Source organism: Candidatus Nanopelagicales bacterium, from assembly GCA_028687755.1.
GTDB lineage: Bacteria > Actinomycetota > Actinomycetes > S36-B12 > S36-B12 > UBA11398.
In genome coordinates this window covers 41,964-58,088 of the sequence record JAQTZL010000005.1, presented here as the reverse complement: position 1 = coordinate 58,088, position 16,125 = coordinate 41,964, and the positions used below count along the sequence as shown (strand labels likewise).

General features: G+C 63.8%; 10 protein-coding genes. 1 reads left to right on the top strand and 9 read right to left on the bottom strand.

The genetic code is table 11. From position 1 onward, the window contains the following. Positions 1 to 209: 209 nt before the first annotated feature. From PHN51_07980 to PHN51_07965, 4 genes are all read right to left on the bottom strand, one after another. Positions 210 to 2,951, bottom strand: a complete 2,742-nt coding sequence (locus tag PHN51_07980) for a hypothetical protein (protein MDD2818718.1) — start codon at positions 2,949 to 2,951, stop codon at positions 210 to 212. A 77-nt stretch (positions 2,952 to 3,028) separates the two neighbouring features. After that, the gene (locus PHN51_07975) at positions 3,029 to 3,748 is read right to left on the bottom strand and encodes a hypothetical protein (protein ID MDD2818717.1); all 720 of its coding nucleotides are present in this window, start codon (positions 3,746 to 3,748) and stop codon (positions 3,029 to 3,031) included. 1,006 nt (positions 3,749 to 4,754) lie between these two features. Further along, positions 4,755 to 6,410, bottom strand: coding sequence for a HEPN domain-containing protein (locus PHN51_07970; protein MDD2818716.1), 1,656 nt, complete (start codon positions 6,408 to 6,410; stop codon positions 4,755 to 4,757). A 99-nt stretch (positions 6,411 to 6,509) separates the two neighbouring features. After that, the gene (locus PHN51_07965) at positions 6,510 to 7,733 is read right to left on the bottom strand and encodes a hypothetical protein (protein MDD2818715.1); all 1,224 of its coding nucleotides are present in this window, start codon (positions 7,731 to 7,733) and stop codon (positions 6,510 to 6,512) included. Between the two features lie 76 nt (positions 7,734 to 7,809). On the opposite strand from PHN51_07965, the gene PHN51_07960 reads away from it, so the two are divergent. Then, entirely contained in the window at positions 7,810 to 8,154 is a 345-nt protein-coding gene (locus PHN51_07960; GenBank protein ID MDD2818714.1) for a helix-turn-helix domain-containing protein, read from the top strand. 224 nt (positions 8,155 to 8,378) lie between these two features. Here PHN51_07960 and PHN51_07955 read toward each other — a convergent pair whose 3' ends face one another. From PHN51_07955 to PHN51_07935, 5 genes are all read right to left on the bottom strand, one after another. Next, positions 8,379 to 10,100: a copper resistance protein CopC gene (locus PHN51_07955; GenBank protein MDD2818713.1), complete on the bottom strand. Its 1,722-nt coding sequence runs from the start codon at positions 10,098 to 10,100 to the stop codon at positions 8,379 to 8,381. Next, a complete protein-coding gene (locus PHN51_07950; GenBank protein MDD2818712.1) occupies positions 10,097 to 10,834 on the bottom strand; it encodes a YcnI family protein in 738 nt (245 codons plus the stop codon). Before PHN51_07950 ends, PHN51_07955 begins: the two co-directional genes overlap by 4 nt. A gap of 66 nt (positions 10,835 to 10,900) precedes the next feature. Continuing rightward, entirely contained in the window at positions 10,901 to 11,491 is a 591-nt protein-coding gene (locus PHN51_07945; protein MDD2818711.1) for a DUF5134 domain-containing protein, read from the bottom strand. A 334-nt stretch (positions 11,492 to 11,825) separates the two neighbouring features. Beyond that, positions 11,826 to 14,081: a heavy metal translocating P-type ATPase gene (locus PHN51_07940; GenBank protein MDD2818710.1), complete on the bottom strand. Its 2,256-nt coding sequence runs from the start codon at positions 14,079 to 14,081 to the stop codon at positions 11,826 to 11,828. After that, positions 14,078 to 16,066: a cytochrome c oxidase assembly protein gene (locus tag PHN51_07935; protein ID MDD2818709.1), complete on the bottom strand. Its 1,989-nt coding sequence runs from the start codon at positions 16,064 to 16,066 to the stop codon at positions 14,078 to 14,080. Before PHN51_07935 ends, PHN51_07940 begins: the two co-directional genes overlap by 4 nt. Positions 16,067 to 16,125 lie beyond the last annotated feature (59 nt).

The following is a 16,125-nucleotide window of genomic DNA, read 5'->3' as shown; positions in this document are numbered from 1 at the left end:
GTTTTGGGGTGAATTTAGGAGGCTTCTTGATCTGAAATCAGGCTGAAATCGCGTCAGACCGGAGCCCCGGATACCAAGAAGTGGCGCCGCGCCGCCCGAGCAACCGACCTCAGTTCTCGGCTATCTGGGCGATCGTGTCGACCTCCACCAACAGCCACACCGCACCATCAGCCACGGCCTCTAACACCGGCCGGAACAACGACTGGAAATCAGGAATGGCCACCGGAGTCTCGCCTTCCGAAAGGGTCATAGATGGAGTCCGCAGCAGCCTTCTCATTGAGGTCGAACAGGGCACTCAACAAGGCAGGTCGGTCCTTGATTAGTGAAGCAGGAAGGCCGTAGCAGGCCAGGACTGCGCGGTCGAGGTCGTCGTGTGCCTTCTTTAGGTTCACGAACGCTCCCTCATCCATCGCGTTGTAAACAGCGGTCAAGCCTTTGCCGAGTGACTGGCACGCGGCGCTCCGCTCCGTCACGATCCGGCGCGCGGCCTCGGCCACGGTCGCGCGCCTACCGTCGTTCGGGTTGGTCGGCCACGGGAACGTGTCGAAGCAAGTGCTCGGCGTGTATCGCAGGTCGCCCTTGAGAGTCGACCCATTGGCGCGCGCCCATAGGTCGTGTGGCCGGGAGGCAAGCACTCCGAAGGAGTAGTCGTCGTCGAACGCGAAGGCCGCGAGCGCGTGCGACGGGCGCCACCCTGGCTGACCCCACGCGACGATCCAGCGCTTCCCCGTGAGGCCTGCCAGCGCGTATCTGGTGAGGGGCGCGAGGGCCGCCGTCATGCCTGGGCGCGTTTCGGCGAACTGCCACCAGCGTTCGCGGTGAGCCTTGCGGCTGACTCCATCTCGGAACGGCTTTACCTTCTCGCGAACGATGTCAAGGGCAGCGGGAAACGCCCCAGCCTCTTCGAGAGCCCTTCTCCCGAAGTCGATGATCCATCGGCTGGGGTCGGACGAAACCCGATCGACGATGTCCTCGCCATTGATGAAGGGGAACACAACGGTCGAATAGTCGGCATCGGTCCCGCCGAGCAGCGAAGCTGCCTCGTCCTCGTCAAGGACGAACCCCATTCCGTTTGGGAAGTACCCAACGAATCCGACGCCCGCGTTCCCGGCGAGCTTCACGGCTGCACGATGCTCTGTTCCTGCCGTCAACGACGGCGTGATGCCCTCAACTTCGCGACCATCGAGTAAGTAGGGAGGGGGCGGGACGACGCCCTTCTCCCAGCACACGATCGACACATGCACCTTTGCGTCGCCGGACCACGGCTTGGTGCTGGTGGCCTCGAAGATCGTGCCGCCATTTGCGACGATCCACACCAAGGAAGCGTCACGGTTCTTGGCCTGACTGATCGTGTTCGTCGCGACAAGTCCGGCACGTTGACCCTTGCTAAGGTGCGTATGCGCCTTGCGGAAGAAGTAAACGCAGTGGTCCTTCACGCCGACACCGAACTCGGACTTGAGCCCGTCGATGTACGCGTCCCCCACAACCTCACGCAGACGACGGTCACCGTGGAAAGGCGGGTTCCCAATGATCGCGTCGACTTTCGGCCACTCGATCTTGAGGCTATCGGCGCAGTCAAGTGTGTCGAGAGACTGCAACGGCAAGGGGTCCTCGGCTGCTCCGTACTGGCGTGCCATGAGTGCATGAGTCATCCACAGGGTCGCCTTGGCGATCTCGACTGCAAAGGGATCGATCTCGATGCCGTGGATGTTGCGGAGGGGGTAGCGAGGAAGCGTGGGAGGGAACATACCGGCGGCTGTGTAGAGATCGGAGATCCTGTCGGACAATCGTCGCTCGAGCTTGCGCAGCTCGCGGTAGGCGATTGCAAGGAAGTTGGCGCAGCCCATCGCGGGATCGAGTACATGGAACTGGGTCAGTTCGACCAGTAGCTTCACAGCCTTCTTAGGGTCGTCGACAGCCTCGATCCGCGCTGCCCACGGGTGCACGATGACCGGACGGACAATCGAGAGGATGTCCTCCTCGTTCGTGTAGTGCGCGCCGAGTTCCCATCGATGATCATGTCCGAGGCAGCCCTCGAGGAGGGATCCAAAGACCGTCGGGTTGACCCAGCGCCAGTCGTAAGCGGCCGCGGCCTGCAAGTGGCGTAACTCTCCCGGGTTGAGCGGTACCTCTGGAGTCGCAGCAAACAACTCGCCGTTCACGTACGGCACTGCCACGCTACGGCCCCGATCTCGTCGCTCAGCGTCCGGTTGGTTGAACCTACGGAACAGGTCAGTGATCTCGACGGCGCTGTCGCGAGTTGAGTCCGTAGCGAGAGCGTCAATGAGGTTAGCGAATACACGCTCGGGCACCAGTCCGAGGTCTTCGGCAAAAAGCACCCACACTGCCTGGACGATGAAGCGCCTGAGCTCCTCGGCCGGCGCCGCCTCACGATCGAGCAGTTGGAAGTACAGGTCGACCATGTGCTGGGCGGCCTCCTGCGTGACAGCTGCCCCGGGCCCACCGTAAACAGGAGTCTTGCCGGCGAGGAACAGGAGCGCTTCTGCCCGGCTTGGGAGTTCCTCGATCGTGAAGACGTCGCGCGGAGCATTCGGGAACCGGCCCGGCTCCCAGACCTCGAAGCTGCGGATGCTGCATAGCACGAGGAACGGCGGCGCAGGCGTGCCCGTGGCGGGGTCAGCGCTATTTCGCCAGTAGTCCAGGACCTGAGCACGGTGCGAGTCCAGGCGCCCCGACTCCTTTGGCGCCTTCATCTCGACGATGGTGACCCCGGGCCAGTAGAGGTCCATGAAACCGACGCCCTCGTCGCGTGGCCCGAACTGCTCGAAAGTCGCCCCAGCCTCGATGACATCCTCGGCACCGGTATAAGCACGGATGAGCTGGTTGAGGAAGGTTTGCGACCCGGAGCGCTCGGTCCCGGAATACCGACTCCATCTATCCACGAGCTGTTCAAGAGCCGCCTCAATCTCCGGCAGACTTCGAGCCTTCATCACACCCCCCCCCGTTGACTGTGAGCCTAACGTCAACCGTCTGCTGGGGCGTGGCAACGCTTGCCTCTGCCTCCACTTCAGAACGGGTAGTACGCGTTGGACGCCTCTCGTGCCTTGCTGAGCGTCTCCCGCATGTCAGCGCTCCAGGCGACGAGCTCGGAGCAGTGCGGACGTGGGACCTCCAGAAGTTGCCTCACGAGGTTGCTGGCGAAATCGACCACGACCTGTGCAACCGGTGCCGAGAAGTCCACAAAGCGTGGGTGCACGTGTACCTGGAAGTCCGCTCGATAGCCGACATGTGTGAAGTTACCGGGTGCGTGGACCGCACGGTTTCGCAACGCGAACATCCGCCCCAACTCCCCGCGAACGGCGGTGCTTTGCGTGTTGTCCAGCCTGAAGCTACGACAGAAGGATTGGTGAATGCGGGCCGCCGCACCCTCGACTTCGACGTCGGCAGCCATATTGTAGTGAACGACCGAGGACGTGAACGCTTCGAGCGAGAACGCGGCGTTACAAATGGCTGCCATGGACGAGCGCATCTCGAGTTGCAGGGCCTCACCGAAGGCGGTCTCACCTTCGACGGAGTAGCCCGGATTCCTTTCCCGTGCGGCCAGAGCATTGGCTAAGGAATCGCGCGCCATGGCCATCCAGTGCGGCCAGACTTCGTCGCGCAACTCAAGGTCGTGGAACTTGGGGATTCCAGACTCAACGATGTACGACAACCCTGCTGAGGGGTGTCGTACGACGCCGCCGAACGGGATGACCACGCGGGCCACCTGGCCTTCGTCTAACGCCACGGCGTTTCTCCCTTCACCTGTCCTCGCAACGTTCGACCCATCCGATTTCGGCAAGATTCGTCCAGTTCGAGGATAAGCATGGTCCCGCACGCTGACATCCGCCTGGCCACGGTCTCACCGAATTGGTCGAGGCAGGACGCAATCTGGTCGTCCTTAGCGTGCCTCCTACGTGCCAACGCCCATATTCCGGACCCAAATCCGTGAGGGAGTCCGCGCCATCAGCGTGCCACTTAGGGGGCATGAGAGAGCCACTAGCCAGCAAATTGGAGGGAACCTGCGCAAGCAAGAGTCGTTGCAGGACAACGACTCTCGCTGAGTGGGGCGTGAGGGGGCTCGAACCCACGAGTACCAGATTATTAATCTGGGTGGTTCCTTGTTTTCCTCGGTGCGCAAAAACCCTTTGTTTTCAAGCGTTTTGTGGTAACGGAATTTCGCTGAATCTTCCTCTTTGCGTCAGTGGGTTCGCATGGAAGCGTGCCGATGTTAACGACTGCAGGTGGGTTCGTTCCTCAGCCACCCTGGAGCGTCCTCGGATGAAGCGTGCGGATCACGCTCTTCGGCGCGCGTGTAGAACGTCCCCGAATTGCCACTTCTTCCCGAGGCTGGGGTACCTCCTTGCCGCAATAGGCCTTCCGATGACGATGGCAAGCGTCAGGTCCAGGCGCTGGGCTTCGCCGGTCCATTCCCGACGCACAAGCGTCGCTGGCTCTACCCCACACCTCTAGAGCAGCGAGTTCCGTGCGGCTGATGAAGCCACCGCCTCGGCCTATGGCTCGGCGAAGATCGCGCAAGACGCCGGGTTATTAGCGGGTTATTAGGGACAAAAAATGTCCGTTTTGCGTGGAGCCGCCTCGGGGATTTGAACCCCGGACCTGCGCATTACGAGTCGTTTGGCACATTCGATTTCTGTTGCTGCACCACAGCCCGCCCAAGATATACCCCTCCCTGTGTCGGTCGTCGCCAGCCGCGAGCCTTCGGCGTTGATCCGCTCGCCCGTGACGACTTATCAGGCACCGTTCCCGTCGTGGTCTGGATAGCGCGGTGAGGTCGGTACCTGGGGATCAGCGCGATCAGGATGAGGTCGTAACGGCGGCTCGTCCATTCGACCGGATGCATTGATTGCTGCGCGTGCCACCGTGCCCTCTGAAGCTTTGATGCGTGTTGAGTATTCGGCGAGGTCGCGTGTAGCGCCATGCAGCAGACGTTGGTCGAGCTTCTTGCCGGAGATCTCGTCGGGGCGGTCAAGCGCCTCAATGAGTAGGTATCGCAGGATGTCACCAGCGAGGAGGTGTGTGGGAATGAGTTCGCCACGGAAGTCGCGAGTCTTCGGTACATGGGTAGTGCCGTGGACGACTTTGGACCTATCCGAGTAGACCGCCTTCATGGTCTCGTACACCTTGTCGAGGTCGGTCGAACCAAGCGACCGACGGCGACCGTCGGCTGTGCGGGACGTCGCCAAGGCAACCCCGACTCGCTGCGCGAGCCGATGGGTGATCTCGTTGTTGTCGTCGCCGCCGACTAGCGCTTCTATTCCGATGCATGCGTCTAGCAGTCTGTCGAGCTCATCGGATCTGAGCATCGATTGTGTCAATCGTCGCGAGGCCAGCCGTACGCGAGGCGATGCCTGTGCCAGCGCGGACGCGACCGTCGGGAGCCCGTCGAGCCACCTCATTGGGAATGCCGGGATATCGGCAAGCCAGCCATAGTTGTCGAGAATCTCCGGGTAGCGTCGCATCGTCTTGACTAGCGATAGCTCTGGAAGTCCGCGACGATGCCAGCCGGAAGAGAAATCGCGCGGGACCAGGAAGACACTTGCGTATCCGACCACCTTCACACCGAGGATGCGCAACGATTCACAAGCCAGGTCCGCCTCGCTAAGGACATCGTCTAAGTCGAGGCTACGCCGCGAGATCATTGCTTCTAACGGACCTTGGTTATCCCGTTGGAACGTCCCGATCACTAGCGCGTGGGTCGCAGCACCGGTTATCGGGGACGGCACTGGGTCGAGCACATTCATCTGCCCTGCCATCGCGCGCGCGTGAAGCATGTCGTCGTCCATCCTCACCAAACGCGTTGACGCCGTGACCTCAATAGGGTCCACACCGTCAAGCGCTGTGAGCACCAAAGGAACGACGTAGTCAACTGAGAGGGTCGGAGCCAGCCAATAGCGCTCGATCTGGCAGTACAGGTCACGAAGGTCATCCTCCGCCGTCAGCCCGATCGTCATGGAGTGCGTCGCTATGTCGATCGGCAACGCACTCGCGAGGCTGCCGGCAAAGTACGTAACAGTGTCCGCAGCGACTCCATCCATGGCGGGCTTTAGACGCGGCGAGATAGTTGGATCCGCAAGCACGAAGGCGACAAAATTCCGAACACTCTCAAATGAGGTCGCATCGATCGGTCTGTGGCCCTTTCCGATGAGAGCTGCGTAGTCGATTCGACCGTCTTGTGGGCCAATCACTGGTGTGGAAACGGAGGGCCATCCGCGATTGGACCACGTCAGAGTGCCGTCGCTCAGTCGTGGCACCCACCCAGGATCGGCGAGGTAGTCCTCAATCGCTCGTATGACGTCCCGGATAGCCGGGAGTGCTAGTTTCCACATCTCGGGCCGCGACGGCTGGCTGGCCATCGCTGCAAGCGTGTTTTCGTTGGGATCGGTCACGACACAAGTCTGCCGGACGCCGATGAGATCTGCCGTCGGCGGCGGGATCCCCGCTGTAAGCCGGCTCCAACAGAACTCAGCGGGGACGGGTGCCGCGTCTCACGCGTCTGGAATCGGCGCGTCGTCCTTGGCCCACTCTGGTGACTCATCCTCGATCATCATGTCTCGCCACCGCCGGCCCCCCTGACGCGGAAAGTCTTCGGGAGGATCGTCACCATCGAATCGCCATTCCTGGTTGATGTCCTTCGTCCCTCCAACGGCGAAGACGTAGCCTGCAGGCGTCTGACGCCAGGCTCTCCATGTCCTGCGATCCTTGCTAACTCGAAACTGGATCTGGTGCTCGTCAGGCAACTTGGAGAGCAAGCTCAGTCGAAAGATGGCTTCCGCGTCGGACTCGTATCGACGGTGCTGGCTGAAGTACCCGGACTGCGTGTAGTAGACATCGATAAGTCCGTCCTTGGTCTCGTGAAATTCTCTGCGGTCGAGTTGAAGCCCTGCAGAATCGAGACCGACAACACCCGCGAAGCGCTCAAGGCGAGCCTTACGTGCACGTTCTGCGCGCCGGTTAACGCGGACAGCGCGACGGAATTCGCGCATGGCACGCCACGCGCCTCGGAAGGAGGTTTCTCTCGCCAGATCTCCGATCCAGTGAAGCTTGAATCGGGTCGCATAACGAAGACTTCCAAGGAAGCCCAGAACGATCGCAAGTTGGACGCGCCGAGGGACAGAACGATCCTCGCCTTGCCATCGCACGCGGAGCAGGGTCAACTCACAGGCCATGCGAAACCCCCAAATGTAGACAAACGGAATGAGGGCGATCGGCAGCCAAATCGACAGCGCGAAGGTGCGAGCCTCTTCGGTCCAGTCATACGACCCAAAGTTCCAATACACCTGAAGTGCGACGTAGATGGCGACCCCGAGAGTGATGGAGGCGACTATCGCGTTCAGGCACCCGGTCAGCTTCGCCGTGCTCGCTTGCCGTGCGCCGACAGTCACAAGCATTACGAGAATGAGGAGGAGCGATTGCAACAGAATTTCGGCCCACAGCGGGAACAATGCGAGGCTGAGGTAGACGACTAGCAGCGCCGAGATGCCTAGCACCTCCGTGGCTACTTTCCGCATGATCTGCTTTCCGCCGTCGAACTTGCCCGCGGCAAAGACGAGCGGCAGCCCGGCGAAGACAATGACGATGACCGTGTCCTTCGTCAGCTCGACCGACCACAGTCCGAGGCGGTACGCGCCATAGACGACTAGCGCGGACCTTCCCAAGCGATTCTCAAACAGCCGCCCGGCGCTGAAATCGTTGATTCGCCGGGTTCTCAAGGGCTCTGAGCGACGCGGACAGCGGAACCGAACCCCGGATAGGCAGGACTCGCGAGGTGCAGTCGCGAAGAGTTCGGTGAAGTCTCAAACACGGTTGACCTCTGAGCGGCGTGCGGCGCTGGTCGCCGACTACGAGGCGGGGATGCCAGTAAAGGCTATCGCTGCGAAGTATCGGGTGCATCGTGGAACGATCCCGGGATTGGTTTCGCGTGCTGGAGGTCGTCTCAGAACGCCTGGCTTGGATGACGATAGCCGTCGTCGAGCGGTTGCCCTTTACGAGGCGGGACTGACGTTGGCGGAAGTCGCCGAACGACTTGACGTTGACCCAAAGACAGTGCGCGTCGCCATCGTCGCTGACGGTGGCACTATTCGTCCGCGAGGACGCCACTTTACTCCGCCAGTTCGTGAAGCGAGTGAATGACTTCTCGGCAACTCAGTGCGGATGCGAGTGTTCGGCCTCCGCAATTGAAGGGCTTGGTCAGTCGAGCGGTTTCTTCGACGCTAGGAGGAGGAGCGTTGTTCGCTATCTTGATCGACGCGCAACGGTTCTGACGTCTCTCGCCGTCTACGAAAGGTGTGGACGTGAACCCCCGCCACGACAGTGATGTTCGATCGTCATGAACATGAGAAGCCTCGGCGATCTGCTTAGTTGACGGTGACAGGTATCGTGACGATCGGCTGAGCGAAGGTGGATACGCGGGCGAGTACCTGTATCTCCCATTCACCTGCGACGGGCATGTCCAGGTGGGCGGAGTATTCACCGGTTTCAGGGTCGAGTTCGGCTACGGACTGGAACGGTCCGAGGTCGTGCTCAGGTTGAGTGGTGCGAATGGTCACCTCGTCGGGGGCGACTGGTTTGCCGTCGTATTCGAGCGTGAAGGTGATCTTGTTGTCGCCGGTCAGTGCTGGTTCGAGTTCGCCCCTCAGCGATAGCCCTTGGGCGTCCGCGTCAATCGTGACGGTCTGAGCGGTGGCTGCCGTGATCTCGGTTGGTGTGTCGTGGTGGTCGTGTGTGGGGCTGAGGTTGGTGAGGAAGCCGGTCAGGAGCAGGACCGCGATGAGGAGTGCGGCTTCGTAGCTGAGGGTTCGGGTCAGGGTCTGCCATTGCATGCGTGCGGTCGGTCGTGACGCGATCCGTGGGAGGAGTCGGGTCCTGTTGTAGGCGGCGATCGCGATCACGGGGATGACGATCCCGATCTTGAGCAGGAGGGTGAGCCCGTAGCTGGTCGTGATCAGAGCGTCGACGCTTCCGACGATCATGACGCCCATGACAGTTCCGCTGACGGCGAGGATAACGACGCTCCAGACCGCGACGCCGGAGAACCTCTGCACGACCTTCGCGGCGAGAGCAGGTGAGGTGCATGCCTCCTGGGCGTTGGTCACGCGGGTTGCCGCGAGGAACAGGAGTAGGCCGAGGACTCCTCCGGTCCAGAAGGAGCCGGCGAGAAGGTGTCCGAGGTCGGCGGCGATGATCAGCGCCCGTGGTTCCATCAGTTGGGTATGTCCGACGAGCACCGGCGCGGCCAATGCGAGGAGCGGCAGCAGCACGGCGAGCAGGCGCATCCCCCTGTTCCCCAGCTGTCGTGTCGATAGCACTGTGGCTCCGACGAGTCCTGCGCATACGATGATGGCCGCAGCGACCGGTGCCCAGAAGACACCCGACCACCATGCAGTCGGATCGATCACCGCGGTCAGTGGGTTTCCGGTCACGTTGAGCGCTGACGTGGGAATGAGCAGCAGCGAGGCGGTCCCCGCTCCGATGCCGGTCAGTCGCAGGATGTTTCTGGACCGGCGATCGGACGGCGTGATGCTGCGCAGCACCATTCGCTCGAACAGGATCAGGCCGGCGAAGACCAGGAGCGAGAGGTATTGCAGTGCTGTCAGGGCGCTGACGGCGAACTGGGTATCTTGCGGGGTCGCGGTTTCCACGATGGGAGCCGTCGCGCTGTCCGCCTGGCCGTCTCCGATGGTGAAGGTGATCGCGCCGGAGATGGGGTGCCCGTCTGCTGAGACGACGCGGTAGCTCAGCGCATAGGCTCCGTCGGCGAGGTCGGCGGGGAGCACGGCGATGACGCTGGTGTTGTTGACGTGCGCGTCGAGTGTGAGGGGGTCTTCATCGCCGGGAAACAGGCGGATGCTGCCGTCGATGAGCTGTACGGGCTCGTTGAACGTCAGCACCGCCTCCGCGGGAGCCTCATCGAGCACGGCACCGTTCTCCGGTGTCGTGGACAGCAGCTCGGCATGCGCGGACGCCGCCTGTGCTCCCGTGAGCGCCAGCAACCAGCCGAGCAGGAGGGCTGCCAGCGCACGGAGGACCAGGGCGGAGCCGCGTCGCGGTGCGCGTTTCCCGGCGATGAGAGTGCTCACGCCTTCTTGCGTCCCCTCAGCAGGGCGATCACCGCGACGATCAGGCCGAGGGCCCCGACGGCGAGCGAGGTGACCACGAGCGGCGTCTGATCTGCAGGAGCTGCCGCGGATGCCGAATCCTCGTCGTGCGCATCGACGGTGTCCTCGGTGCTGTCGCCGTGCCCGTGCGATCCAGCGTCGCTGGCTGCGACGACGTCGACGCTCGGGGCTGGTGCATCAAGCTCGTGGCCGTCCTGCCCTTCCTCCGGGATCTGCACCCAGGCGGTCTCACCCTGCTCGCACGTCTGCACAGTCGGGAAGTACAGAGTGGTATCTGCGGCGTCCTCCGGGATCTGCAGCGAGAGCTCGAACGCGTCCCGCTGCCCATCGGGCAGGGGCGTCGAGGCCGTGTAGACGACCTGCGCGACCCGTTCGGTGACCTCGTTGCCGTGACTGTCAGTGATGGGGGTGTCGAGCTCTTCCATCACCTTTTCGACGGAGTAGAGACTGTTGCGGGTGGGGGTGACGGCGTTGATGCCCTCGGGGATCTGGATCGCTACCTCCGTCGTCGCAGACCCATCGCATCCATGCGGCACCCCGAAGGTGAGGATCGAGTACGATCCGGCCTCGACCGGGCCTTCGGCAATGCTGACGTGTGCGTTCGCGGCGACCGCACCGCCGAGAACCAGCGCGGCAGTAGCCGCGAGGGCTCCGGTTCCGATCAGAAGGGGCCTCTTGCTGCGTCGTGTACTCATGGTGTCTCTCTTTCTTGTTGACCCGCCGACAGCGCCGGCGGACTGATGGTGGTGGTCAAAGGGTGTTCAGCCGGTGATCATCGGCCAGCACATCGCTGCCATGCCGAAGCTCATCAGCGCCCCGGAGGCGACATCCCCGGTATGTCCGAGCCAGGTGGTACGCCCGCGCAGGCAGCGGACGAGCTCGACGAGGAAGACGACCCCGGACGTCGTCAGCGCCGCGGTGACGGCAACCCCGGTCAGGGCCGCCCACGGCTCGAGCCCTCCATGGTGATGGTCATGCGTCGCACCGTCGGTTCCGGAGGGCATCGCGAGGAGCATCCAGACCATCGCGAGCATCATGACCGCGTGTGCCACCTGATGCCACACGCTGTGTCCGCCAACGGCAGCCCGCGTGATGCGACGCCGCGCCTGGAGGAGCACCACCGCAGCGAACCAGGCCGTGCCGGCCGAGAAGAAGAGCGTCTGCGGGAGTGACGGCAGTACGGTCCACCACGGCCAGCACATGGCGATCATCACGAGGCTCATCACCAGGTGCAAAGCGTTGCCCACGATGAGCAACGGCTTGCGGTCTGTGAAGAGTCGCAGTGTGGCGTACGCGGCGGTCGCGGTGAAGGCGAGTGTCAGCGTCCATTGGAGCACCGGGTCAGACAGCATGCCACACACCTTATCTCTACAACATGTAGTAGATACACTAGCGGGGTGGCGATCGCGAGGTCAAAACGCCTGCGCACAGCGCCTCCCCGGGTGAGCCGGTCCAGGCTCCCGCGAGGGCGCTACCGCCTGCGCAATCGCCCGCGCAGGCGTTCGACGCCTTTGCGTACCCCCCGAAAGGCGACGGAGTCCCATTCGTCGCGCAGGGTGGGATCTGAGAGCTGTGGGGGCCGTGGTGGTGCGGTGAGGGCGATCCAGAGCACGAGGAGGTAGAGCATCGCAGCAAGGGACAGCGGTAGGAAGAACTCCATCGGGATATCTGTCTCCTGCCGTTCTCCTACCGGGTGCTGCGCACGCGCTGGATGCGGAGGCTGTTGTAGACGACGAGCACAGAGGACAGGGACATCGCGGCGGCGGCGATGAGAGGGTTCAGGAACCCGGCTGCAGCGATGGGGATGGCGGCGATGTTGTATCCGAAGGCCCAGCCGAGGTTGGTGCGGATGGTGCGGAGGGTCTTGCGGGAGATCGCGATCGCATCGGGTATGACGTGGAGGTCGTCGCGGACGAGGATGATGTCCGCGGCTTTGAGGGCGATGTCGGTGCCGGACACGAGCGCGAGCCCGAGGTCGGCGGTGGCGAGGGCGATGGCGTCGTTGATGCCGTCGCCGACCATCGCGACCTTCTCTCCGGCTGCTTGGAGTTCGCGGACGACGTCAGCCTTCTGGGCAGGGGCGACACCGGCGTGGAAGCGTTCGATGCCGAGTTCGGCCGCGATGCGAGCACCGGCAGCAGGGCTGTCGCCGGTGAGGAGCACGGTGGTGAGGTTCTGGGCGTGCAGCGCTGTGATGGCGTCCGCAGCTCCAGGCTTGATGGTGTCGGCAAGGGCAAGCAGCCCGATCAGCTGCCCGTCGCGAGCGACCAGTGCGACGGTGTGCCCGTGCTCGTGGGCATCCGAGAGAGCGGCGACCGCCGGGGTGAGGTCGACGCCGTGCTCGCGGAGCAGGTCGGCGTTCCCGACGAGGAGGGTGCTCCCTGTGATGCGGGCGGTAGCACCGAGACCGGGGAGGGCGGTGAAGTCCTCCAACGGGTGAAGGTCAGTAACGTGGGCGCGGGCGGCGTCCTGGATGGCGTGGGCGATCGCATGCTCGGAACCCTGCTCGACGGACGCGGCCAAACGCCACAGCTCATGATCGGCGATTCCAAACGGGGTCGCGGTTTCGACGGTCATGCGTCCGGTGGTGAGGGTTCCGGTCTTATCGAGAACGACGGTGGTGATGGTGCCAGAGGCTTCGAGGGCGTCGTGGCCTTTGATCAGGATGCCGAGGGTCGCTGCCCGCCCGATCCCGACCATGAGCGCAGTCGGCGTCGCGAGCCCGAGTGCACAGGGGCAGGCGATGATGAGGACGCTGATCCCGATGCCGAACGCCTGCGCAAACGGAGTGCCAGTAAGAGTCCACGCGATGGTGACGATGATCGCAAGCGCGATGACGGCGGGGACGAACCAAGTGACGATCCGGTCGACGAGGTTCTGCACGCGCGCTTTGCGCGCCTGGGCCTGCTCGGTGAGCGCAGCCATCTGAGAGAGCTGGGTGTTGGCGCCGACCGAAGTCGTGGTCACTTCCAGGCGCCCGTCAGTGCTGATGGTCCCGCCGGTCACTAAGGCTCCGGGGCCGACCGGCACAGGCACGGGTTCCCCGGTCATCATGCTCGCATCCACCGCAGCGGCCCCCGCGTGGACGGTGCCATCAGCGGGGATCGTCTCTCCCGGGAGGACGACGAACGTATCGCCGACGCGGAGTGCGGTGGCCGGCTCGATCGTCTCGACGCCGTCGCGGACGACCCGAACGTGGGTGGCGGCGAGGGCGTTCAGAGCGCCGAGGACATCACCGGCCTTACGGCGTGAACGGGTTTCGAAGTACCGGCCCGCGAGCTGGAAGGTCGTCATCCCGGCGGCGACGTCGAGATAGATGGAGTCCGCACCTGCGGGGGTGACGCCGAAGCCGAGCCAGTAGCCGGCGGCTTCCGTGGTGCCGAACCCGAGCAGCAGGGTCAGGATCGCCCACCCGAATGAGGCGGCGATGCCGAGCGAGACGAGCGTGTCCATGCTGACCGCACCGTGACGGAGGTTGCGGAGCGTCGCCCGGTGGAACGGCCACGCCGCCCATGTCACGATCGGCAGCGCCATCAGCACACACACCCATTCCCAACCGGGGAACCTCCATCCGGGGACGAGGGCCAGGACGATCGTGATGTCCATGAGCGGGACGGTGAGCAGCGCGGACACAGCCAGGCGCCTCCGGAGCGACGAGATCCGTACCTCAGTGGCGCGCGTCGACCAGGCGTCGTCGCTGCCATCGCGCAGGTGCGCGCCGTATCCGGCGTTCTCGACCTGCCGGATGGCCGTCTCGACATCGTTGTCGGGAAGGCCGGTGATGATGGCGCGTTCGGTGGCGTAGTTGACGCTCGCTGTCACCCCGTCGAGCTTGCCCAGTGCGCGCTCGACGCGTCCCGCGCAGGCCGCGCAGGTCATCCCGGAGATGTCGAGCTCCACCGGAGCGAGGACCACAGGTGTGGTGGTGTCTGTCGTCGTCATGAGTGGGTGTCCTCTCGGACGGTCGGTCGGGGGCCGAGGCGGGTCGCGTCGCGATCGGTGAGGCGTTGGAGCATCTGGTTGTAGGCGTCGTACTCGTCATCGCGGCCGGTGTCGAAGTGCCGGTCCTTACGGCGGGCGTCCCTGGCGTCTTGCCTGCTCCATTGGATGCCAAGTGCGACGATGACGATCATCAGCGGGATCTCCCCACCCGCCCAGGCGACACCGCCACCGAGATACTGCTGAGCCTGCAGGTCGGCCCAGGGCAGGTCGAGGTAGCGGTAGAAGGTCTCGGCGATGATGTTAGGGCTGGTCATCAGGATCACCCCGAAGAACGCGTGAAACGGCATCGCCGCCAGCACGTACCCGAGTTTGCCGATGTGCGGCAGGGGGCGTGGTGGCCGGTCGACGCCGATGATGAGGCTGTAGTAGAGGTAGCCGACGATGAGGAAGTGCAGGTTCATGAGCTGGTGCGCCCAGTGGAACCGCATGTAGTCGCCGAAGATGCCGGTGAGATAGAGGCCGTAGTAGGAGCCGATGAAGACCACGAACACGATCAGCGGGTTGTAGAGGAACTGCAGCACCCGCCAGTGCAGCACCCACGTGATCCAGTCGTGCAGGCCCGCGGGCTTGGTTCGGTCCGAGCGGGATGCCCGCAGCAGCAACGTGACTACGCCGCCGAGGACGAGAAGCCCGGGGGCGAGCATATTCAGCGACATGTGCACGATCATGTGCACCCCGAAATCCGGGGCGGAGTACTTCCCGAACCCGGAACTCGTCGCGACGATCACCACGGTCCACCCGCCGATCCACGCGGCTGTCCGCCCGAGAGGCCACCGGTCACCCCGCCTGTGCAGCGTGCGCACGGCGACCAAGTAGACGATGATCGCCGCTGCGGCGATACCCAGGAACAGCAGGTTCGGTCGCCACTGCCCGAACAACACATCCAGCGTCGGAGCGTCGGGGACCTCGAAGCCCATGAAGACCTGCTCGATGCTCGTCGGCACGAAATACTGCGGCGGCGGCTGCCGTGTCATCGCCACGCCCACACCTGTCCACCCCGCCACCGCCACGGCCGCTAGGGAGAGGAGTCCGGTGATGTGCCCCGCCCGCAGCCGTCCCCGTCGCGCGAGGGTCGCGACGGTAACGAACGCCACCGCGATCGCAACCAGGCAGGCGAAGCCGGCGAGGATCAGCCACCCGGTCAGCGAGGCGGTGATGCTGCCGCCGGCGAGCTTGAACACGGCGATGACCACATCGGAGACGATGACGACGGGGAGTGCGACGGCTCCGATCCGGAACAGTCGCCGCAAGGTCAGCGGCGAGACAAGCCGCCCGGAGACCACGCGCACGACGGCAACCACGACCGCTCCGAAGAACGCGTTCACGGCGACGGTCTGGAAAATCGCGGCGTCGCTGCCGAAGTCGTGGTCCGGTCCCACGAGGACTTGCCCGGTGACAACAGGTGCGAGCACCGCGATTCCGGTCGCCCACAACGGGATCAGCAAACCCGTCCACCGTTCTGCGAAGAAGGAGACGAAGAAGACGATCAACGCCGCCAGGAAACTGATCGTCCACGCCTTCGGCGCATAACTCGCCTCCCACAGATACGGCAACGCCCCGGGAGTAGCCAGTCGCTCCAACGGAGTGCCGTTGGAGTCGAGCGCTTCGAAGACCACCAACGCACCCGCGCAGGTTGCCCACACACCGGAGGCGACGCGCAGCACCGAGATCTCGAAACCATCCTCGAGATACCGCGCTTTACGGGCTGGAGCGTCTCGCAGAAACAGCACATGCACCAGAGCCCCACTGGTGACCAGGGTTCCGAGCTGGGCACCGGAAAGCAGGATCGTGGTGACCACGGCGACATCGACACCGGGATACCCGACATGCAATCGGTCGTACGGTTCTTCCCCGAGCATGACCGCCACAACGACCGGGAAGACGACGAGGGCGAGGGCGGCCCCGCCGATCAGGAGCGCGGCCACCGCGCTCCTGGGCCTGCGGATTCGAGGATCCGAGATGGGCACGAGTGCCGCAGCGGGGC

Coding starts and splice junctions, on each gene's coding strand:
- PHN51_07945 (MDD2818711.1), bottom strand. CDS start 11,491: ATGCTGTCTGACCCGGTGCTCCAATGGACGCTGACACTCGCCTTCACC.
- PHN51_07940 (MDD2818710.1), bottom strand. CDS start 14,081: ATGACGACGACAGACACCACCACACCTGTGGTCCTCGCTCCGGTGGAG.
- PHN51_07980 (MDD2818718.1), bottom strand. CDS start 2,951: ATGAAGGCTCGAAGTCTGCCGGAGATTGAGGCGGCTCTTGAACAGCTC.
- PHN51_07950 (MDD2818712.1), bottom strand. CDS start 10,834: ATGAGTACACGACGCAGCAAGAGGCCCCTTCTGATCGGAACCGGAGCC.